Genomic DNA, 19,879 nt, shown 5'->3' with positions numbered 1-19,879 from the left:
TAGGAAAGGCGTGTGACCGTGCGTCGGTGCCGAGGCGAGCGGAGACATCATGAGGCGCGGGCGGTAACCCGCCACAGCGCGGAGCCGAGCAGAGCTGCGGCCATCACGGCCTGTAATAATGCGAGATAGCCGGCGCCCGCCAATCCGGCGGAACCGGTGAAGAACGGCAGCAAGGGCAAGAGGCCCAGTCCGGCGACCAAATTTCCCCCGACCGACAGCCCGGGATGGCCCAATGCGATCAGCGCCGCACTTGTCGGGGGTCCCGCCATTGCCACGACTCTTGCCAGCGTCAGCCATATCATGACTGTCGCAGCACCTGCATAGGCGGACCCTCCGATCAGCACCGCCACCTCGCGCGAGAAGAGTGCGAGGAGAAGAACCAAGGGTAGCGCTGTCGCAAGCGCGATCCCGACGCAGCGCGCGAGGGCATGCCGAATGGCGATTCTCGCGCCGCCGTCCGCGGCGAGACGCGCCAGCTCGGCATAAGCTGCCTGTCCCAATATTTGGGCAGGCTGCGAGATGACGATCGTTGCGCGGTGCGCGATCGAATAGAGGCCCGCTGCGGCCGGGCCGAGCATCGCGCCGACAATGAGCGGCGTCAGCCTGACGGTGAGGTCGCCGAGCATGATATCGGCATTGGCCGTCAGCATGAAGCGGCCCAGACCGTCATGCTCGCGGCGGGCGTCCGCCACCGCGCCGAGCAAAGGCTGGTCGAGCATATGACGGCGCGCAAGGTATATGGCCGCGATCCATAGCGATATGCCCTCGACCAACGCAGCGACGAGCCAGGCGACGAGAAAGGCCGTGAGCCCGAGATCGAAGGCGATGACGACCAGCGTACCGAGCAACCGCATCACTGGCGTCACGATATTGTGGAGCGCAAGGAGGTCGAAGCGTCGCAGGATCTGCAGATACCCGCCGGGGGTCGCACGCACGGTCGCGAGGACCGCGAAACAATAGGGTATCGCCAGCGCCTGCGCATCCTGCGACCACCCAAGCAGCGGTCCGACGATCGGCACCGCGATCGCCGCGACAATCACCGCGACCAGCCCCGCGGCGAGTTCGATCGCGCCGACAAAGCGGAGCAACCGGATGAGCTTGGCGTGGTCATTTTCAGCCGGCTGGACGCCGTAGCGGACAATCGCGTGCCAACCTGGAAAGGCGATGAGCCCGCCGACGAGCATCGCGAAATAATTGACGAGAACGAGCACGCCATATTGCTCGGGGCCGAGGATGCGGGCCGCGGCGACGACATAGATGAGACTGATCAGCCCTGCCGCCGCCTTGCCGCCGAGCAGCAGGCCGAGATTCTGGTAGATACGAAGAACCGGCCCTGCCGAACCTTTTGCGATGTCAGTGAACAAGACAGGTGTCGGACGATGCGCCCTCGGGCTTGCGACCGCTGGCGAGACAGACGATTGCGCGCGCGGCGCGCTCCGAAGACGGCTCGGCGGTGAGGTCGAACGTATGGTCGAAGAGCCGTCGCTGCACGGCGCGATAGCGCGCCGGATGCTCCGCTACCGCTTCCTCCAAGCCGCGACCAAGATCGACCGCCTTCGAAATGACCGGCCCCGACTGCCAGTGCGCGAAATTCGGATCCTGATCGGGATCGATGCCGTGGCTGTTGAGGAAGAGGCAAGGCCGGGGCGATTTGAGAAACTCATAGACCTGGCTGCTGACGTCGCCGAGATAGATGTCTGCCCCGTTGGTATAGCTCATGTCGGTCAGCGCGGCACTGCCGAGATCGATATGGATATTCGGGGCTGCGGCGTAGCGGCGGTGCAGCGTTCCGGGCAGACCGACGCAAAGCTTGTCGATCGTGACCGCCATTCGCCGCTCGAACATCATGATGTGGGGCGCGAAGATCAGGTTGTAGCGATCGGAGGCAAGGAAATAGTCGAGCACTGCCCTGCCCTGCTTGTACCAGGAGGAGAGATGCGGCGAGACATGCGGATTGTAGAGTACGATCGGCCGATTGCTCCCGCGAAACTTGAGCGGGCGCCCATCGCCGGCGGCGATATCGAACTTCGGATAGCCGGTGATCGTCAATCGCTCGGGACGGACTCCGGCTTCGCTAGTCAGTCGGTCGCGGATCTTCGGCCCAGCGGCCAAGATATGATCGAAGAGGGCGGTGGACGTGCCGAAACCGATCGCCCGATCGCCCGCGCCATGATCGGTCAGGACCATGCGGAGCGATGACAGGCCGTAACGGGACTTCAGGATCAGCGACGTGCGCTCGGTCACTACGAGCAGGTCGAGCGATCGGAAAAAGTCCAGATTGTCCCGGTAAACCAGCAATTTCGCAGCAGGGACGAGGGATCCGAGAGCCGCCTCGATGCCCCGGGATGCAAAAGAGCGCAGCCGGAGCGCGACGAGACGCAGGCCCGCCGGGACCGCGCCGCCCATCAGTCGGAGCGCTTCGCGCGCGAGAAGGTCGCTGGTCGTCGCAATGACGATATCAGCGCCGCTGCCCATTCGCGCCAGCGCTGTGGCGACCGGCAGACTGTGCGCCATCTGGTGAATCTGGTCGTGGTTGAAAAGAAAGGCGATCCGCATGGGGGGAATGACGCCGCGGCGGCGCGATATCCGCATCAAGTGCGGAAAAAAGCTTCTGGTGGCGTCCTCGCTGCGGAGGAAAACGCTCATGCCATCGTCCCGTCCGCTTTCGGTCTTCGACCTCGACCGCACCCTCACCATCCACGGAACCTGGTCGCCGTTCCTGTTTTTTGCCGCGCGGAGGCGCAGCCCGTGGCGGCTGATCTTCGTGCCGCTGGTCGTCGCGCTCATGGCCGCTTACAAAGCGGGGGTTCTGACGCGCAAGCAGCTCAAGCAGGCGATGCACCGTCTGATGCTCGGAGGCGCCGTCGACCTCGACGCCGTCACTGACCTTGCCGACGCCTATGCCGAACACAGCCTCACGCGCAATGTCCATGCCGATGCTATTGCGAGCATCGCCGCCGAAACCGCTGCCGGACGGCGAGTGGTCATCGCCTCGGCGGCGCATCTCTTCTATCTTGAGGCAATCGCGTCGCAGCTTGGCGTCACCGATGTCGTCGGTACCGCGTCGATGTGGCGCCGGCGCGATCTCACGCCACGGATCGCCGGTGAGAATTGCTATGGCGAGAGCAAGCGGCGAATGCTGGAACATTGGCTCCGCGGCCAGGAGATCGATCGCACCAAGGTCCATATCCGCTTTTTCTCGGACGATCTGTCGGACCTTCCGACCTTCGAATGGGCCGACGAGGCCGTTGCGGTCAATCCGTCGAAGAAGCTGCTTAATGTGGCGCTCAGGCGCGGCTGGACTGTCTATGACTGGCGCGAGGCCAAGGCGGCGCGCGATGGGGCTCCGCAAGCGCAGGCCAGAGTGACCCCGACCTGACACCGCATCAATCGCTGCGGTTTCGTGTCGCGAAGCGCAGCAGGTTCCACCAGAGCGGCGCGCCCCGCTGCCAAACGAAACGGGCGCGATCGCGTGTCTTGCCTTTCGAAGGCGAGTGCGCCGCGCCCGATTGGCCGACCCGGTGGGTGCGCAAGGTCATTCAGGCGGCCGATGGCGCCGGCCGGCACGCGGCCGGCAACCGCATCATCAAACGATCGACCGGAATCCAGCGCGACAGGTGGCGCGCAGGCCGGCTCGCCGAGAGGAGCGCAGCCTCGATCGCGCCGGGACCCTGGCTGCGCTGAAAGCGAAACAAGGCGAGAGCCGCGAGGGCAAAGCCGAAGACGATCATCAGCTGAAAAAGCGGAGCCAGCGCATGGGCGCTATCTTCGATGGCCACGACGGCCTGAACGAAGCCGACGATGAGAAGGATTCCGGCGCCAAGTCCGAGCGCCGACGTCGACCGCTTCGGGGGAACGCCAAGCGCAAATCCGAAAAAGGGGACGAGGATGATGAAGGCGGCGGTGACAAAACGGCCGCCCAAGGCAGCGCGCGCCGCATTGCGCTCGGCACCCGTTCGTCCGCTGACAGCGGCGCGGATCAAATCGCCCAGCATGAGGCGATCGTTGCGATGGCGCGCCGTCCCGCGGACCCGCTTTGGCGCGAGCAGCTGGACGGGCATCGCCAATGCCCTGAAGGATGCAATTTCGGGCCGGGCGCCCGATCGGGTGACGACGATATGGCCATCGGATAGCCGCAGCAGCACCCCATCGCGCCCGCCGTTGATGACCCTTCCGGCCCGGGCAGCGACGGTCAGGTCCGGATTGCGAAGAAAAAGGCCCCGAAATTCGCCGGTACGCCGATCGACGGCGTCGACGTGAAACACCGTGTCGGGGCGAGGCCGAAGAAACTCGCCCGGCGCGATCGACAAGCCGAGATTGCCGAGCGCGATCGATGTACCGAGCGCATCGAGCCGCTGCTCGCCAGCCGGTTCGACATAGGCGCGTAGTCCGGCATGCAGCATGGCAACCGCAAGCGCCAACAGCAGCGGAACGCGGAGCAGCCGTGCCGGCGACAGACCGATTGATGCAAAGATATCGAGTTCGCCGCTGATGGCAAAACCCCGAAAGGCAACCGCCACCGCCACGAACACCGAGATCAGGAGGCCGATGCCGAGATATTCGGGAACGAGATAGACCATGAGCTTGATCAGGACCGCGGTCGGCTGCTCGACATTGTCGAGCAAGCCCATCAGCCGCCGACTATTCTCCAGGCTCAGCAGCAGAATGACCATCGCGCCGGTGGCGAGAAAGGGGCGCGCCAGCCGCCGCGCGATATAGAGATCGATGGCGGACATCAGGCGGCAGAGCGCAGAGGCATCGCGAGCAGCTGATAATGGCAGAAAAGTGCCGCGAAATGATCGTCGATGCGCGGTGTGTCGGGCGCGCGCCGGGCGGCGGCCGCGCGTAGCCGGCTGCGATCGCGCGCGAGGAGCCGCCCGATCGCCCGCGCCGCGGCGCTCGCATCGCCAGCCGCGTAGAGCTCGCCGTTGTCGTCGCCGACAAAATCGGACGCGCCGCCCGCATCGGGCGCGATCAGCGGCAACCCCGACGCCGCAGCCTCCGCCGCCACGAGGCCGAAGGTTTCCGCCTCGCATCCATGAATCAGCGCGTCGGCGCTCGCCATGAGCTTGGCGAGAAGGAGACGATCGGCAATCGGGGCAAGAAGATGGACATGCGGATTGTTGCCGATGTGACGCACGAGCCGCCCCCGGTCGCGGCCGTCGCCGACAAGGACGAGACCGATCGGGCGATGTTGCGATGCCGCAAGGCATGCGTCGACGACGAGCGGCCAGCGCTTTTCGGCACTGTGACGGCCGACGCCAATGATCAGGCTCGCGCTTTCGGGAAGCGCACAGCGCGCCAGAAGATCGCGGCGCAGGTCGGCATCGCGATGCACCGGAGAAAACAGGCCGGGATCGACCCCCATCGGAATTGTCGCGACGCCGGCCACGCCGCCCGTGAGCAGCCGCGCCGAAAGATGACGATTGGCACTGACAACACAATCGAAGCGCTCGCCGAGTCGGCGCAAATGACGCCAGAAGAGGTCGAAGCTTCTGTCGATCGTCTCGCGGCTGCCGAAGCGGCCGAACCAGCGATAGGGATAGGCCGCCAGTGGATCGGCGTGCATGACGAGGGACCGCGGCGCGCTCCCCTGCCAGCCGGCGACGATGCTCGCGGTGCGCCAGGGCGACGAGGCCTCGACGAAATCGGGGCGTTCGGCGTCGAGACGGGCATGCACTGCCGCCACATCGTCGAAATAACGATAGCGGCGGTCGACGAGCAGTTGCGGGCTCGCGATATGGACGATCCGGCCGCCGCCGGGCCGCAGCTCGACATGATCGTGCGAGCCGGGGGCAATGACGACGACCTCGTGCCCCAGCGAAGCGCCGAGCGCGAGTTTGCGATCAATATAGGTTTTCACGCCGCCGCCGTGCGGCGTGTAAAAGGCGCAGACATCGGCGATTTTCATTTGCGCTCCAGGGGGCGATATTTGAGCCCGCTGAGGTACGTCATGACGATCTGGGCGCGTGTCGGCCCCGCTTCCACCAGGACCGAAGCGGCCGCCGCCGTCGGTTTCGACCAGCCGAGCTTCGGATTGCCGCCGAAGCCAAGGCCATCGGACAATTTGTCCCATTTGAGATTACGGTTCCGGTCGTGCAGGACCGACAGGCTGTAGCGGCCGGGTCCCGGGACACGCAGGCACAGGGTCACCGGCCCGGATGCCGGCAGGTCCAGATCGACGCGGCGGAACAATTTATGCGCGTTGATCAGGACCGCATCGTCGGCGAGAAAGTCGCTGTCATTGTCGGGATAGAGCTCGGCCCGAACCAAGCCCTTGCGATCCTTGAGCCCGGTTATCCCGACAAGCAGGGCCGGGCCGGCTTCATTCGGCCGGCACACCGCCTCGGCCTTGCCGAGCGAGGCATCAGGTTGGACCGGCCCCGCTGCGGCGAGCAGCAAAAGCGAAAGCGGCGCAATTGCGTGTCTCATGCCCGGTGCGCCGTGGCCAGTTCGGTCAAGGTCAGGACGGCGCCGAGCGCGAGATGCACGAGCAGCGTCAGGCCGGCGATCATCGCGATCAACGGGCCGAGAGCGCCGTCATGACCGATCAGGAAAATTGCAACGCTGGCGAAAACCAGATCCTTGTTGGGAACGAAGGGGAGCCGCGTCACGAGCAGCTGCAGGGTCGCGAGGATGAGCAGCCAGCCCATCGGCACCATCGGTAGCGCGCTGTGCCACATGAGACCCGACAGAAATGTCGTCAGCACCAAGCGCCCGAGGTGAACGCCGAAGATCATGCGCAATTCAGCGCGCGGCAGCGAGAAGATGCGATGCCGGAAGGCGAGGAGCGCGAGCGACATCCCGATCATCAGAGCCGCCGACAGGGCCACGGTGCGACCATGGAATTCAGGGGCCATGCGGCCGATGGCAGGCCAAGCAAGCGCGAGCATGGCCAGGGTCATGAGATTGCCCGCGACGGCCGACAGGATGCTGACATCCTTGATGGCGCCGAAGGGCGCCGCCGCCATCGTCGCGCGACGCCGCGCCCAGCCGTAGAAATAGGCCTCGCCGCTATAGCCGAACAGGATTTCGTTGCTGACGAGCTTGCGCAACAGGGCGGCAAAACCAGCGGTCGGGATATTCCACAAGCGCCGAAAGATCACCCATTCGGAGGCAGGCAGGGCAAGATAATAAGCCGAAAAGCCTATCCAGAACATCGGCGAGGCGGGCACGCCCCGCAACAGGTCAGTGACGCCGATACTGGCCAGCTTCGAGCCTAGCGCCGCGAGGAGCGCGAGCGACAGGCCCAGGGAGAGAAATTTCTGCCAGGGTTGTCGCTCCCGAAGCAGTGGCCGGAGGCGCTCGGTCCATGTCCCCGGGTTTGTGCGCAAAGCTCGAGAGGCCATCGATCACCTTTTGGCAGCGGTTCCTGGGGGAGTGACGCCAGGCGCGCGCATAATCCGCACCATGGGCTTCGAAAAATCATCCGGGCACAAGATCGCGGTATGGCGATGGCCGATGCGAGCGCGCAAAAGCCGCGAGAGCGCGCGCAATTTCGGCCAGGAGGCGCGGCGAATCGACATCATGCGGGTGGACCGCAAGGCGAACGGTTTGCGCCCGCGCGAGCAGCCTTGTCGCAAGCTGCGACCAGAGGATCGAACTTGCAATGCGCGCAGCCGAACGGCTGGCATAGGTGACGACTGGTCCCCTTGCGAGGACCGCCGAGGTCTGCGGGTTCCAGACACGGAAATGATCCTCGATCATGCGGATGTTCTGCGCCGCAAGCGCGGCAATACTGTCCTCGCCGTAGAGCCAGGCCGGCGCGACGAAGCCGGCGATCGGCCGGCCAATGAGCTGTTCGACCATGTCTCGGCCCTCGGCGATCCTTGTTTCGGCATCGCGGGTCGACAATCCCAGAAATTCGCCTTCGCCCGCGGTCATCCGCGCCGCCTTCCACCGCGCGCTGGCACTGTGGTGGCGGCTCTCGTCGAGATGGGTGAAGCCGTGGAGAAATATCTCGCATCCGGCATTCGACCAGTCGCGCAAACGGCGCCCGAACCCGGGGTCGGCCGTCAGCAATCCTTGCCGGTGAAAGTCGGGGACGACGAGCAGCGCAAAGCGCCCCGGCCCCACCGCTTCCTCAACGAGCGGTACGAGGCGGTCGAGCCGCGCCGCATGGACCGGTGCGACGTCATGGATCGAGGCCAGCAGGCGGCGCGAGGAGCTCATGCGGCAAGCCGGTCGAAGAGCGCCAGATAATCCTTTGCCGATGCACCGAGTTTATGACGATCGGTCAGCTCGCGCGCGGCACCGGTCGAGGGGCGCGCCCGGCGGAGCCGCGCGACGATCGCCGCGGCGATGGCCTCGGGTTGGCGCTGCCGGACGACGGCGCCCAGCTCGGACGACCGGAAGATTTCGGGCAGCGCGAGCGAACAATCGGTCGTCACGATCGGAACGCCGGCCGCGATCGCTTCGACGAGGACCGCAGGATAGCCTTCGTAATGCGAACTCATCAAATAGAGATCAGCTTGCGCCAGATAGGGTGCGATGTCGGGAACATGGCCCGGCATCTCGACCCGCGACGCGACCCCCAGCCGCCGCGCTTCGCGTTCGAGGCGGCCGCGCAGAGGGCCTTCGCCGAGAATGAGCAGCCGCGCTTTCAGCGCGACCGGCAGTTCGGCAAAAGCCCGTATGGCGGTGAGCAAATCCTTTTGCGGCGCCAGTCGCGCGGCGCACAGAATGAGCGGCGCGGGTTCATGGCCGGCGCGGCTTTGCGGCACAGCGATATCATCCTCAAGGATGGGCTCGGCTATTTCGGCGAGCGCGTGGCCAGGAAACACCGATCGCGCCTCCGCGAGCAGCGACGGCGACATCGCGACCAGCATGTCCGCCGGGGCGGCGGCGAGGCGGATGGCGGCGTCGGCAAGCCCGCGCACGAGGCGCCGGACGCCACCGCGGCGAATCGGGTTGCTGAGCTTGCTGACAAAGACCGGTCTTTTCGTGAAACGCTGACGTCCGAGGAAGGCGAGGATGATGAGATGAAAATTACCCGGCGAGAACAGGATGTCGGGGGCTGCGGCACGGACGAGTCGTGCCATGCGCCAGCCGAGTTGGGCGCGCGACCAGGGGCTGCGCCTTGTCTCGGGCGAACAGGATAGGACCGTTACGCCGGCTCCGACCAATGTGCGCGCCGCGCCTTTCTCGGTGCCGCAGATGATGGTGACGCGGCGTCCCATCTCGGCCCAGCGGTTGGCGAGGCGAATGGCGATCCGCTCGCTTCCTCCGGTCGAGAAATCGTGGAGGATGATGGCAATGTGGCTGGCGTGGGTCATGTCAGAATTTCTGCCTCAGGAAGATCTGGACGCGCGCGTCCCGCTGCTGGAAATCGCGGTCCTGTTGCTGTCGAAAATCGATGCCGACCGACAGGCGCTCGGGGTCGCCCGCGGGATGCATGCTTGCGGTCAGCCCCCAACCGCGAACCGCGCGGGGCGCGCCGCCAGCGAGGTCGGCGATACGCTCGACGGGGGTCCGGTTCTTCGCTGGACCGGCGTCGAACAAGCTCGCAGCGAAATCGAAGCGATTGTCGCGGGACCAGTGCAGCGCGAATGCGCGCTCGTCGCTGCGATAATTTCTGTGCGGGCTGACGATGAACGCGGGACGTCGGCGCTCAACCGCAAAACTTGCGCCAAGCGACAGCGTGTCGCGCGCAGATATCTGCTGGGCCGTGCCCAGTTGAACCGCCAACAGCCCGAAATGCCGATATTCGAAACTTTGCGCGGCAGATGTCGCGGGGAGCGAACGCGCGCGCATCGCAGTCAGCTTGAACTCGCCGTCTGTCCACTCGGCGGTGGCCGACCGGACCTTCATTGGTCCGAGCGCTGCGATATCGGAGACAGGCGCGGTCGAACCGTTCAGTAAGGACAACATCGACGATGTGGGGACCGGCGCGATGGGGAGCCGCGCCGAGCTAGGCAGTCGATCGCGGGCGATGAGCGCGGCGTGGGTCACCGCAATGCTCGGCGATGCCTCCTGCGCGAGTGCCGCAAAGGGAAGTATCAGCGCAGCCATCGCTGCAGCACGGGCCGCAATCACCGTCATCGCATATCCCCTGGGCAAGCTCCGGCGCCTGCCAGTCAGGCGTCCGGAAGGTCTGACGCCATCAGGCCGCGATTCCCGCACCGGCGGCGCAAAGTGCGGATCGCCGCGCACGGCGGCGTCAATCAGCATTCTCGAATCGGAAGGGATCGCCAGGATGGAGACGAAGATCATGCGCGTGGGCGGACTGATGGCGATGGCGCCGCTGCTACTCGGAGGTCTCGCCCCTCGTGCCGCCGCGAGCGAGCCGCGGCGTGCCGCTCCACCGGCCGCCTCCGCACTCTCGATCATGGCCTACAATGTGAAGGGCCTGCCCTGGCCCATCGCCTCCGATCGCACAGCCGACTTCACGCGCATCGAGGCGCGTCTGCTCGCGATGCGCGCGCGCAACGCGCAGCCGCATGTAATCATCCTGCAGGAGGCCTTTACCGCGCCGGCCAAAGCGATCGCGCGTCGTAGCGGCTATCGCTATATTGTCGAAGGTCCGTCTCGCGATCTGCAGAGCATGGTGAAGCCGCGCGCGAGCGACCGGCCCTTCATCGACGGCGCGAGCTTCTTCAAGGGCGAGCGTTCGGGCAAACAAGTCGGCTCGGGGTTGATCCTGGCGTCGGACTATCCGATCCTGTCGGTGCATCGCGAGGCTTTCCCCGCCTTTGCTTGCGCGGGTTATGACTGCCTCGCCAACAAGGGCATGCTGATGGTGACGATCAAGGTGCCGGGCAGCGCAACGCCGGTGACAGTGGTCACCACCCATATGAACAGCAAGAAATCCTCGGGCGTCGCCCAGACCCGTTCGCTCTACGCTTATCGGCGGCAGGTCGAGGCGATCGACGCCTTTCTCACCCGCTACCGCAATCCCGACCAGCCTGTCATATTGGCCGGCGATTTCAACGCCAGCTCGGCCGAGCGGCGCTCATTCCTGACCGCGCACAGCGCGGCGAACTGGACCACGGAGCGGCGACTGGCGATCGACAACGCGCTCCAGCATTGCCTGAAATCGGACGCGCCCTGCGGACGCGCGGTCCCGGCTATCGCCGCCACTGTCTTCCAGAAAGGGCGTGATTGGCAATTTTTCTCGCCCGGCTATCGCGCTTCGATCCAGGCCATCGCGATGGCGGTGCCGTTCGGCCGCGAGCGCGACGGCACGATGTTTTCAGACCATGTCGGTTATCGCGTGACCTATCGCCTGACGCAGGCGTTCAGGTCCCCAGCGCATCGGCGGCGCCCGCTCTCCTGATCGGCCCGGCGTCCACGGTCAGCCGGCCGGTGCAGGCTCGCGCGGCGCCAGCGCCAGCAGGACGGCTGGCAGGAAGAAGAGCACCAGCGGCACCGCGGCAATCAGGCCGAAAATGATCGCCGTGGCGAGGGGTTGCTGAAGTCCGGCGCCGCGGCTCAGCCCGAGCGCGAGCGGCGCGAGCGTCAGCACCGCGATCAACGCAGACATCAGGATTGGGCGCAGCCTCTTCTTCCCGGCTTCGAGCAACATCGCCGCGGTGACCGGCTTGTCTCTTTCGATCTCGGCGAGGAAGAAGATGACGAGTTCGGCGACCATGCCCACCACCATCGTCAGCCCCATGAGCGCGGAAATATTGAGTTCGATTCCCATGACCCACAGTCCGATCATCACCGCCGCCGCGGTGAGGAGCACCGTCGCGATCGCGGCGGCCGTCCAGCCGGCGCGTTCGAACAGAAGGGTAATCAGCAACGCGCTGAGCAGCAGAGCAGCCCCGAACACCAACGCAAGGTCGGCGAAGCTCTTCTGCTGCTCTGCATAAAGCCCGCCATATTCGACGCGGACCGAGGTCGGGAGTTTGAGCTGGCCGACCGCGCTCTGGATTTCTGTCATGGCCGAGCCGAGATCGCGGCCCTCGAGCCGCGCGGTAACCGCGATATAGGGGGCGAGATTTTCGCGCGTGAGCTGCTTCTGTCCGCTCTGGACCGAGACGGTGGCGACCGCCGCCAGGCGAATGCTGCTGCCGTCCGGTGCGACGAGCGGGAGGTTCTCGATCCGTGCGACATCGTTTCGCAGGTCCTGCGGCGCGCGCACCCGAACGTCGATCAGCTGCGCACCGATGCGGACCTGCGTCGCGGCCGTGCCGCCGATCGCGGTTTCGAGCTGCGCGGCGATGCTGTCGGGATCGAGCCCATATTGGGCTGCTGCACCTGGATCGACCGCGATGCTGATCGCGTCGCCAGCGACGCGCAGGCCGTCGACCACCTCGACGACCCCCGATATCTTGCCGATGCGCTCGCCGATCGTCTTCGCCCCCGCTTCGAGCGCTGCGGTATCGTCGCCGAAGAGCTTCACCTCGATCGGCTGGGGCACAGCCGTCAGATCGCCGATCAGATCCTCCATCAGCTGGATCAGCTCGACCTCGAGCCCCGGCACCTCGGCTGCGATCTTCTCGCGCATACCGGTCATCACCGCCTCGATATTGCGCCGCGAGCCGCCCTTGAGCCGGATGAAATAATCGCCCTCATCGGCTTCGGTCAGGCCGCCGCCGAGTTGGATCCCTGTCCGCCGCGAGTAGCTCGCCACTTCCGGGGTCGCGCGGATGATCGTCTCGACACGCCGCAGCAGGGCGTCGGTATCCTCGAGCGACGCACCCGATTGGGCCTTGTAGTCGAGGACGAAGCCGCCTTCGTCCATCTTCGGCATGAACCCCGAAGGGACATTGCGCCAGGCGGCATAGCCGCTGACCGCCAGAACCGCCCCGACGACCGCCGCAAACAGGGCAGGCCGGCCAAAGGCGCGCGCACTCGCGCGGCCGTAGCGGGCGAGCAGCGGGTCGAGGATGGCGTTGGCCCGGTCGGCGGACTCCGCGTCCTTCTGGCGCAGCCAATGAGCGGCGACCAAGGGAATTACGAAGCGCGCGAAGAGCAGGGAAATGAGCAGCGCAGCGACCATCGTGACGGCCAGCGCCTGGAAAAAGCCCCCGGTCACCCCGCTGATGAAGGCGAGGGGAAGGAAGACGACGATCGTCGCCATGGTCGATCCGAGCAGAGGCATGCCCATTTCGGCGGCAGCGCCGAGGAGCGACTGCGGATCGCTCAGCCGCTGCTCCTGCATCCGCCGCATCATATGTTCGAGCATCACCACCGCATCGTCGACGACAAGGCCGACGGCGGCGGCCATGCCGCCCAGCGTCATCATGTTGAAGCTCATCCCGAGCGCGAAGAGAAGCAGACAGGTTGCCGCAAGGACCGCGGGCAACATCAGCCCGGTGATGACCATCAGCCGTCCCGAGCGGAGGAAGACGAAGAGCACGATTCCGGCGAGCACCGCGCCCATCAGTATCGCATCCCGCACCGCATTGGCCGCGCCTACGACAAGTTCGGACTGGTCGTAGAAGGTGGTGACCTTGACCGACGGCGGCAGGCGGAGCGCGGCGAGGCGCGCATCGACCGCCCGCACGATCGCCACGGTATCGCCTTTGAGCGCCTGACGGACGTTGACCAGCACTGCCTGCTTGCCGTCCGAGGTCACCCGGCTGAACGCCGGAGCGGTCGAGGGCGTGATCGTCGCGATCTGCCCGAGGGTGACAACCCCCGAGCCGCCTGCCGCCGCCTTGACCGGGACCGCCGCGAGATCGCTTGCATCGGCGACGCGGTTTTCGAGCAGGACCAGATAGAGACGGTGCCGATCCTCGATCTTGCCGAGACCACGCACCATATTGGCCTTGCCGAGCGTCGCCACGACGTCGCTCAGGCTGATGCCGAGCGACTGCAGCTGCGATGGATCGACCTCGACCGCAAATTCACGGGGGCTGCTACCGAGGATATCGACGCCGGCAACGCCTTCGACCGAGGTCAACGCCGGCAGGATCTTGAGTTCCGCAAGGGTACGAAGCGCCTCGGGGCTAAGACTGTCCGAGGTCAAGGCAAAGCCGGTGACCGGAAAGATCGTGGGATCCGAGCGCCGGACGTTGAAGCGCGTCCCTGTCGGCAGGGTCGGCAGCAACGTGGCAAGCGCGCCTTGCGTCGATTGCGCCGCGGCGACCATATCGTCGCCCCATTGAAAGTTGAGTGCGACTTCGGCGCTGCCGCGGCTCGTGACCGAGCGGACCCCGGTCACGCCCGGGACGGCGCGCAGCCCGATCTCGATCGGGCGGGTGATCTCGGCTTCCATCTGCGCCGCGTCACGATCCCCGGCATCGACCGAGACGACGACGCGCGGATAGTCGATGTTGGGGAAGAGCCCGACGGGAACGCGGGTCGCGGATACCACGCCTGCGAGGGTGAGCAGGATCACCGCGAGCCAGATCGACCGCGCATGTTTGCTGATGACGTCGGTCACTTCTTCGCGGCCTGGATGCGGACTTTCATGCCGTCCTCGAGCGCGGTGACGCCGACCGTGGCGACACGGTCACCCGGCTTCAACCCGGACGTAACGGCGATCCGGTCGCCGGTGCGCGGACCGGCAACGATATCGCGCCGCTTGGCGACATTCTGGACGATGACGAAAACGAAGGGCTGGCCGCCATCGTCGAGCAAGGCAGCATAGGGTATGGTCATGCCACCGGCGATATTGGCGAGGAGCACACGGCCGGTCAGGCTCTCGCCCGCGCCGACACCGCTTTCATCGGGTATCTGGACATAGACCGACGCCAATTTGGTAACCGGGTCGACGACGCTGTCGACCGACAATATGGGAACATTGAAGGCCGCTTTGCTGCCGGCCGCGGTGATTTCGACATAGCTGGGCTGGGGGATGCGCCGCGCGATCGCCGGATCGACGCCGAAGCGGGCACGCAGATCGCCCTCCTTGACGAGAGAGACGATCGTCGCACCGGCGGCGACGAGTTCGCCTGCGCTGGCACCGATGACCTCGACGGTGCCGCTCGCAGGCGCGCGAAGGACCAGTGCGCTATTGCGGGTGGCCAGACTTGCGCGCGACGCATCGGCGGCCTGTTTGGCAGCGCGCGCCGTCTCGACCTCGGCGTCGCTCACCAATCCATCAGCCCGGAGACGCCGCGCGCGGGCATGCGCCAGATCGGCGGCATTGGCCGTCGCGGAAGCCGTCGCAAGATCGAGCCGAGCGGTCGGGCTGGGGCTCAGGCGGACGAGAATCTGGCCGCGCTTCACCTGACTCCCGACTGGCGCGTCGACCGCCTGGACCAGCGCCTCCATCGGCGCCGACAGCGTATATTTACCCGCGCCATTGGCCTCGGCGGCGCCATAGAGCGTTAGCTTTTCGTCGATGGCGCCGGTGGTTACGGCGGCGACATCGATCGTCGCGACAGGGTCGGGCGCCGCGGTATCGGCCGGGGACTGGCAGCCACTCAGCATGAGGCCACAAGCGAGCGGCAGGGCAAGAAGTTTGCGGCTGATCATAAGGTCCAAGCTTCCTGGGGGGCGCCGACAAGCAGTTCGAGCGCGATGGTCTGTTCGGCGATCGCCTGTTCGGACTGGAGGAGCAGCAATTGGCGGTCGCGCAGGCTCTGCTCGGCGACCTCGGCGGTCGCGAGCGCGAGATCGCCGCGCTGTGCGGCCCGGCGGCTCGCCAACGCGAAGGTCGCGAGCGCCGGCATCCCGGCGCGCAGGAGCGCATATTGCTGGCGCGCGATCGCAAGCCCCGATGCGGCGGCGGCGATATCAGCGCGGGTCTGGAACAGGCGCGCGTCATATTCCTGCCGCAGCGCCTCACGGGTGGCTTCGGCGACGGCGATGCCGCCGCGGTTGCGGTTCCACAGCGGCAAGGTGAAGCCGATCGAAGGGCCGATGAGCTTGTTGCCACCGGTATCGCGCGCGCCGCTGATGGTAAGATCCAGAGTGGGGAACTGGTCAAGGATAGCGCGGCGAACAGCCGCCTCCTGTGCATCATAGCCGGCGCGCAAGGCCGCCAGATCGTCGCGGCCGGTCAGCGCGAGAGTGAGGAGGCGATCGGCATCGGGAACCAGCGCCGGGAGCGGCGCGGGCGCTAGCCGCAGCGCGTAGGCCGGCGGCAGGCCGAGCAGGCGATGCAGTTCGGAGCGCGCGGTCGCGAGATTCGTCTGGGCGCTGCGAAAATTGCTCTGGGCATCGAGCGCGGCAATGCGCGATGACTGGACCTGATCGGGCGCGATGTCGCCGCGGCCCGCCGCTTTCAGATAGCGCCCGAGCAGCGCCTCGCTGGCATCCGCGCTGGTGGCCGCATTGGCGAGCGCCTGCTCGAGCGCCAAGACGCGCACCGCCTGCAGCCGCGCATTGCAGGCGGTCTGCCATTCGGCCCAGGCCAGGTCGAGCCGAACCTGCCGCGCCTCGGCGACCGCTTGGGCGCGCTGTACCTTTTGGGTGCGCAGCGCATTGAGGCTGAAACCGAGCGCGCCGGCGATATTGTCGAGCGGGTCGGAACCCGAGAGGATATGATCGACGCCGAAACTGAAGCTGGGATCGGGAAGCAGCCCAGCGGCGAAGACTTGCGCGTCGCGCACCCCGGCGCGGGCGCGCTGCGCCTTGAGATCCGGGTTGGAAATCACCGCGAGTATCGCGATGCCATTGGGATCGAGCGGGGCCGACAGGTCGAGCGCGACGGGTTTCAGATAGGGCCGGTCGATATGCGCGGCGTCGCGCGACAAGAGGTCGGCGATTGGCGCCTGCAGAGCCGGCGCGGACATGGGATCGGCAGCGAGTGGTCGCGGTTCAAAGTGGGCGCAAGCCCCCAGCGGCAGGAGCAGCAATAGGGGCGGTGACAGCCGAAACCATTTGGTCATGCTCGAACGATAGCCCCTTCGCTTCCGGCTGCCCACCACTAACGCCTCGACATCATGCGGCAATGCTGGAGCGTGCAGAGCGGACATTGGGCTGTTGACGCCGCTGCAAGTGACATTCCGCACCGGAAAGAGAATATTCGCCAAAAATCTGAAGTTGGTCCCGACTAAGCATTTCGCTCGAACGCCAATTTCAACGCTCGGACGGTTCCCGATCGACGCGTCCTTCGGCTATCGTCAGCCGGAACCGGATCGCTATCGTCCATGAAGGAAATCTTGTTCCAGTTATTGGGAGGATGGCGCACCGGGCAGACGGGCACACCTGCGCACGCCTACCGACGCTCTTGCCTTGACATCGACGTCAAGCTAGGCGCCTACCTACTCGCATGGACCCGGTGCAAATCCGGGTGGCTATTCCGGCCGCCGATCCGCCGGACGACATCACACATGAAAATTCGATGCGCCCGCGCTGGCGCCATGTGGCTTGTTGTGGAACTTCAATGTCCAATATCATTTCTTCTTATCGTCAGCAGTGGTTCACCGACGGCACATCGGCTCGCCGCGAGATCCTGGCGGGGATCGTGGTGGCCCTTGCGCTGATTCCCGAAGCCATCGGCTTTTCCATCATTGCCGGTGTCGATCCGCGTGTCGGCCTTTATGCTTCGGTCGCGATCGCGATCGTCATTGCTTTCACGGGTGGCCGGACGGGCATGATTTCCGCCGCGACGGCGGCGGTCGCGGTCCTCGTGATCCCGCTCGTGCGCGAGCATGGGGTCGAGTATCTGTTCGCCGCGACGATCCTGATGGGGCTCATCCAGATTATCGCGGGCTTGCTGCGCCTCGATCTGCTCATGCAATTTGTTTCGCGCTCGGTGATCACCGGCTTCGTCAATGCTCTCGCCATCCTGATCTTCATGGCCCAGCTGCCGCAACTGATAAATGTGTCCTGGCAAACCTACGCAATGATCGCAGTAGGATTAACGATCATCTATCTCTTGCCGCGGCTGACCAAGGCGGTGCCCTCGCCGCTGGTTGCGATCCTGGTCCTGTCGGCGATCAGCATCGGCTTTGGCCTTCCGGTCAACACCGTGGGCGACATGGGGAAATTGCCTGAAGGATTGCCGTCGCTCGCGCTGCCCAACGTCCCGCTGACCTGGGAAACGCTGCAGATCATCCTGCCCTACTCACTCACGATGGCTGCCGTCGGGTTGCTTGAAAGCCTGCTCACCGCACAGATCGTCGACGACATGACCGACACCGAGAGCGACAAGCGCCGCGAATGCGCTGGCCAGGGCAGCGCGAACATTGTCGCAGCCTTCTTCGGCGGCATGGGCGGCTGCGCGATGATCGGCCAGTCGGTGATCAACGTGACATCGGGCGGGCGCGGCCGGCTGTCGACGTTTACCGCCGGCGCATTTCTGCTGTTCCTGCTTGCCGTCCTCGGTCCCTATGTCGGCCAGGTGCCCATGCCGGCGCTGGTCGCCGTGATGATCATGGTGTCGATCGGGACATTCAGCTGGAATTCGATCGCCAACCTCCGCCGTCATCCGCCGACGTCGTCGGTGGTCATGCTGACAACCGTGGTCGTCGTCGTCGCGACGCGTGACCTTTCGCTCGGCGTCCTCGCGGGCGTGCTGCTGTCGGGCGTCTTTTTCGCAGGCAAGGTGAGGCGCATGTTTGCTGTCGAGCGCGAGGTTTCACCTGATGGTCTGACGGAGACCTATCGCGTCACGGGACAGATTTTCTTCGCCTCGGTCGACAGATTCACGCGTGCGTTCCGGACGGAAGACCCGACCGGAGATGTTCTGATCGACGTATCGGCGGCCCATTTCTGGGACATTTCCGGCGTTGGCGCGCTCGACAAGATCGTCGCCAGACTGCGGCGCGAACGCCGAACGGTTGAGGTGGTGGGCTATAATCGCGCCAGCGCCGATATCATCGACAAGTTTGCGCTTCACGACAAAACCGGTGTCGAGATCGGGATGGCGCCGCATTGAACCCGCTTGCTCTGGCATGGTGCGGCCGTCGGTGCTGATTGCAGGCAGAAGGTGTGGACCGGAGGGGCGCCAAGGTGGATCGAACCCCGACGCGCGCACGGCTGAAGGCCGGCGAGTTTGCGGCGGCATTAGTCCAAGATCACGGAAGGACGAACGCAGCTCCCCCGCTACAATGGCCAGACCGGACGTCCAAGCCGATTATAGCTTGGAGCAGGACTCGCCCTCGCGGGATGTGGTATAAGCCATTTCGCTCGCACTGGTTCGACCAGCCGAAGAGGAGCTTCGGCTGGTCGAACCAGTGGGGACATTGCGTATTACGCGCATCGCTTGCGGAATTTATCGACCGCGAGACAGCAACACCGTCGCATCGCCGCCATCGAAATCCCGTCACCCAAGGAGCATCTCATGATCAAGCCCGGCATAGCAATATTTGCGACAGCGCTTATGCTCTCGGCCTGTGGCGGCAAGAACGACACGGGCGGGAAGGCAGACTTGCCGGAATCGGCGCCAAGCCAGGCCATGGCAAGCAACCAAGTGAAAGTTGCCGCGGCCCTGTCTGCGGCGGGCGAACCTTTCGAGACATTGACTGAGACGGCATTTACCGCGACGCCGGCCGAGCTCGACACGTCGATACTGGCGGCAGAAGCGGCGGCTGGCACGTTGAAACCCATGGTTCCCGCTGCCTTGTCAGCGAGCCTGCAAAAACAACTTGCCGCGGTCCGCCAAGCGCGAAAATCCGACCAGAGAGTCGATCTCGCACTCGCCTCGATTGAGGGCTTTCGCAGCATTGTGAGCGCGGTTCCCGGCACACCTGCGGTGCCGATTGATGTCAGCCTGCTCGATTATGCCGGCTTTCGTTATGATGCCGATGCACAGGCCAAGCCGCCGCGTTGGGACGACATGGCAGCAGCCACCACCTTTGCGCGCAAACGGTGGGCTAATATTTCCGGGTTGGCGCCTCTCGCCAAGCTGCGGACCCGGTTTGACGATGGGCTGACTGCGATGGAAGCGGCGGTCAAAGCGCGCGATGTCACCCGGGCCCGGGCGGCGGCGAAAGCCGAGCTGGACATGGTCGATGAGCTGGAGACCGCATTTCCAGCACCGAAGTGACTTTCCAGCACAGCCGTGATTTGTGCGTCCCGTTCAAACGCTGAC

General features: G+C 65.4%; 16 protein-coding genes and 1 other annotated feature. Of the genes, 4 read left to right on the top strand and 12 right to left on the bottom strand.

Translation table 11 applies throughout. The features are described from left to right. Nucleotides 1–47: 47 nt before the first annotated feature. Together ACO055_RS14670 and ACO055_RS14665 are read right to left on the bottom strand one after the other, a co-directional pair. Nucleotides 48–1,364 (bottom strand): lipopolysaccharide biosynthesis protein, encoded by a 1,317-nt coding sequence (locus ACO055_RS14670; protein WP_422059607.1) that lies wholly within the window; start codon nt 1,362–1,364, stop codon nt 48–50. Beyond that, nucleotides 1,354–2,556, bottom strand: a complete 1,203-nt coding sequence (locus ACO055_RS14665; RefSeq protein ID WP_282949231.1) for a hypothetical protein — start codon at nt 2,554–2,556, stop codon at nt 1,354–1,356. Before ACO055_RS14665 ends, ACO055_RS14670 begins: the two co-directional genes overlap by 11 nt. Nucleotides 2,557–2,644: 88 nt before the next feature. Here ACO055_RS14665 and ACO055_RS14660 point away from each other — a divergent pair, with 88 nt between their 5' ends. Continuing rightward, nucleotides 2,645–3,379 (top strand): HAD family hydrolase, encoded by a 735-nt coding sequence (locus tag ACO055_RS14660; RefSeq protein WP_158258062.1) that lies wholly within the window; start codon nt 2,645–2,647, stop codon nt 3,377–3,379. 160 nt (nt 3,380–3,539) lie between these two features. Here ACO055_RS14660 and ACO055_RS14655 read toward each other — a convergent pair whose 3' ends face one another. From ACO055_RS14655 to ACO055_RS14625, 7 genes are all read right to left on the bottom strand, one after another. After that, complete coding sequence (locus tag ACO055_RS14655) at nt 3,540–4,736, bottom strand: LptF/LptG family permease (RefSeq protein WP_422059606.1); 1,197 nt, start codon at nt 4,734–4,736, stop codon at nt 3,540–3,542. Then, nucleotides 4,736–5,911 carry a glycosyltransferase gene (locus ACO055_RS14650; protein ID WP_422059605.1) on the bottom strand — a complete coding sequence of 392 codons (1,176 nt, stop codon included), beginning with the start codon at nt 5,909–5,911 and terminating at the stop codon, nt 4,736–4,738. The genes ACO055_RS14655 and ACO055_RS14650 overlap by 1 nt, the downstream gene beginning before the upstream one ends. Next, a complete protein-coding gene (locus ACO055_RS14645; protein WP_422059604.1) occupies nt 5,908–6,432 on the bottom strand; it encodes a DUF2141 domain-containing protein in 525 nt (174 codons plus the stop codon). Before ACO055_RS14645 ends, ACO055_RS14650 begins: the two co-directional genes overlap by 4 nt. Further along, nucleotides 6,429–7,175, bottom strand: a complete 747-nt coding sequence (locus ACO055_RS14640; protein WP_422059603.1) for a hypothetical protein — start codon at nt 7,173–7,175, stop codon at nt 6,429–6,431. The genes ACO055_RS14645 and ACO055_RS14640 overlap by 4 nt, the downstream gene beginning before the upstream one ends. A gap of 250 nt (nt 7,176–7,425) precedes the next feature. Continuing rightward, entirely contained in the window at nt 7,426–8,172 is a 747-nt protein-coding gene (locus tag ACO055_RS14635) for a DUF2334 domain-containing protein (protein ID WP_422059602.1), read from the bottom strand. After that, complete coding sequence (locus ACO055_RS14630) at nt 8,169–9,275, bottom strand: glycosyltransferase (RefSeq protein WP_422059601.1); 1,107 nt, start codon at nt 9,273–9,275, stop codon at nt 8,169–8,171. Before ACO055_RS14630 ends, ACO055_RS14635 begins: the two co-directional genes overlap by 4 nt. Before the next feature lies 1 nt (nt 9,276). After that, the gene (locus tag ACO055_RS14625; RefSeq protein WP_422059600.1) at nt 9,277–10,041 is read right to left on the bottom strand and encodes a hypothetical protein; all 765 of its coding nucleotides are present in this window, start codon (nt 10,039–10,041) and stop codon (nt 9,277–9,279) included. Between the two features lie 154 nt (nt 10,042–10,195). On the opposite strand from ACO055_RS14625, the gene ACO055_RS14620 reads away from it, so the two are divergent. Continuing rightward, the gene (locus ACO055_RS14620; protein WP_422059599.1) at nt 10,196–11,275 is read left to right on the top strand and encodes an endonuclease/exonuclease/phosphatase family protein; all 1,080 of its coding nucleotides are present in this window, start codon (nt 10,196–10,198) and stop codon (nt 11,273–11,275) included. Between the two features lie 18 nt (nt 11,276–11,293). Here the strand turns inward: ACO055_RS14620 and ACO055_RS14615 are convergent, their stop codons facing one another. Genes ACO055_RS14615 through ACO055_RS14605 form a run of 3 tightly spaced genes read right to left on the bottom strand, consistent with a single transcriptional unit; the run spans nt 11,294 to nt 16,874 of the window. Beyond that, complete coding sequence (locus ACO055_RS14615) at nt 11,294–14,335, bottom strand: efflux RND transporter permease subunit (protein WP_422059598.1); 3,042 nt, start codon at nt 14,333–14,335, stop codon at nt 11,294–11,296. Further along, nucleotides 14,332–15,372 carry an efflux RND transporter periplasmic adaptor subunit gene (locus tag ACO055_RS14610; protein ID WP_422059597.1) on the bottom strand — a complete coding sequence of 347 codons (1,041 nt, stop codon included), beginning with the start codon at nt 15,370–15,372 and terminating at the stop codon, nt 14,332–14,334. Before ACO055_RS14610 ends, ACO055_RS14615 begins: the two co-directional genes overlap by 4 nt. Then, nucleotides 15,369–16,874 carry a TolC family protein gene (locus tag ACO055_RS14605; RefSeq protein WP_422059596.1) on the bottom strand — a complete coding sequence of 502 codons (1,506 nt, stop codon included), beginning with the start codon at nt 16,872–16,874 and terminating at the stop codon, nt 15,369–15,371. The genes ACO055_RS14610 and ACO055_RS14605 overlap by 4 nt, the downstream gene beginning before the upstream one ends. A gap of 238 nt (nt 16,875–17,112) precedes the next feature. After that, nucleotides 17,113–17,168, top strand: a sequence feature (sul1 is cis-regulatory element that is thought to sense ions involved in sulfur or methionine metabolism; They are found in Alphaproteobacteria). A gap of 59 nt (nt 17,169–17,227) precedes the next feature. Here ACO055_RS14605 and ACO055_RS14600 point away from each other — a divergent pair. Both ACO055_RS14600 and ACO055_RS14595 read left to right on the top strand, forming a co-directional pair. After that, the gene (locus ACO055_RS14600; RefSeq protein ID WP_422062479.1) at nt 17,228–18,724 is read left to right on the top strand and encodes a SulP family inorganic anion transporter; all 1,497 of its coding nucleotides are present in this window, start codon (nt 17,228–17,230) and stop codon (nt 18,722–18,724) included. A 405-nt stretch (nt 18,725–19,129) separates the two neighbouring features. Beyond that, nucleotides 19,130–19,834 carry a hypothetical protein gene (locus tag ACO055_RS14595; RefSeq protein ID WP_422059595.1) on the top strand — a complete coding sequence of 235 codons (705 nt, stop codon included), beginning with the start codon at nt 19,130–19,132 and terminating at the stop codon, nt 19,832–19,834. The last annotated feature ends 45 nt before the right edge of the window (nt 19,835–19,879 follow it).

The organism is Sphingopyxis sp., from assembly GCF_965227415.1.
Classification (GTDB): domain Bacteria; phylum Pseudomonadota; class Alphaproteobacteria; order Sphingomonadales; family Sphingomonadaceae; genus Sphingopyxis.
This window is presented reverse-complemented; position numbering and strand designations above follow the sequence as displayed.

Coding starts and splice junctions, on each gene's coding strand:
- ACO055_RS14665 (WP_282949231.1), bottom strand. CDS start 2,556: ATGCGGATCGCCTTTCTTTTCAACCACGACCAGATTCACCAGATGGCG.
- ACO055_RS14660 (WP_158258062.1), top strand. CDS start 2,645: ATGCCATCGTCCCGTCCGCTTTCGGTCTTCGACCTCGACCGCACCCTC.
- ACO055_RS14655 (WP_422059606.1), bottom strand. CDS start 4,736: ATGTCCGCCATCGATCTCTATATCGCGCGGCGGCTGGCGCGCCCCTTT.
- ACO055_RS14650 (WP_422059605.1), bottom strand. CDS start 5,911: ATGAAAATCGCCGATGTCTGCGCCTTTTACACGCCGCACGGCGGCGGC.
- ACO055_RS14645 (WP_422059604.1), bottom strand. CDS start 6,432: ATGAGACACGCAATTGCGCCGCTTTCGCTTTTGCTGCTCGCCGCAGCG.
- ACO055_RS14635 (WP_422059602.1), bottom strand. CDS start 8,172: ATGAGCTCCTCGCGCCGCCTGCTGGCCTCGATCCATGACGTCGCACCG.
- ACO055_RS14630 (WP_422059601.1), bottom strand. CDS start 9,275: ATGACCCACGCCAGCCACATTGCCATCATCCTCCACGATTTCTCGACC.
- ACO055_RS14625 (WP_422059600.1), bottom strand. CDS start 10,041: ATGACGGTGATTGCGGCCCGTGCTGCAGCGATGGCTGCGCTGATACTT.
- ACO055_RS14620 (WP_422059599.1), top strand. CDS start 10,196: ATGGAGACGAAGATCATGCGCGTGGGCGGACTGATGGCGATGGCGCCG.
- ACO055_RS14610 (WP_422059597.1), bottom strand. CDS start 15,372: ATGATCAGCCGCAAACTTCTTGCCCTGCCGCTCGCTTGTGGCCTCATG.
- ACO055_RS14600 (WP_422062479.1), top strand. CDS start 17,228: ATGTCCAATATCATTTCTTCTTATCGTCAGCAGTGGTTCACCGACGGC.
- ACO055_RS14595 (WP_422059595.1), top strand. CDS start 19,130: ATGATCAAGCCCGGCATAGCAATATTTGCGACAGCGCTTATGCTCTCG.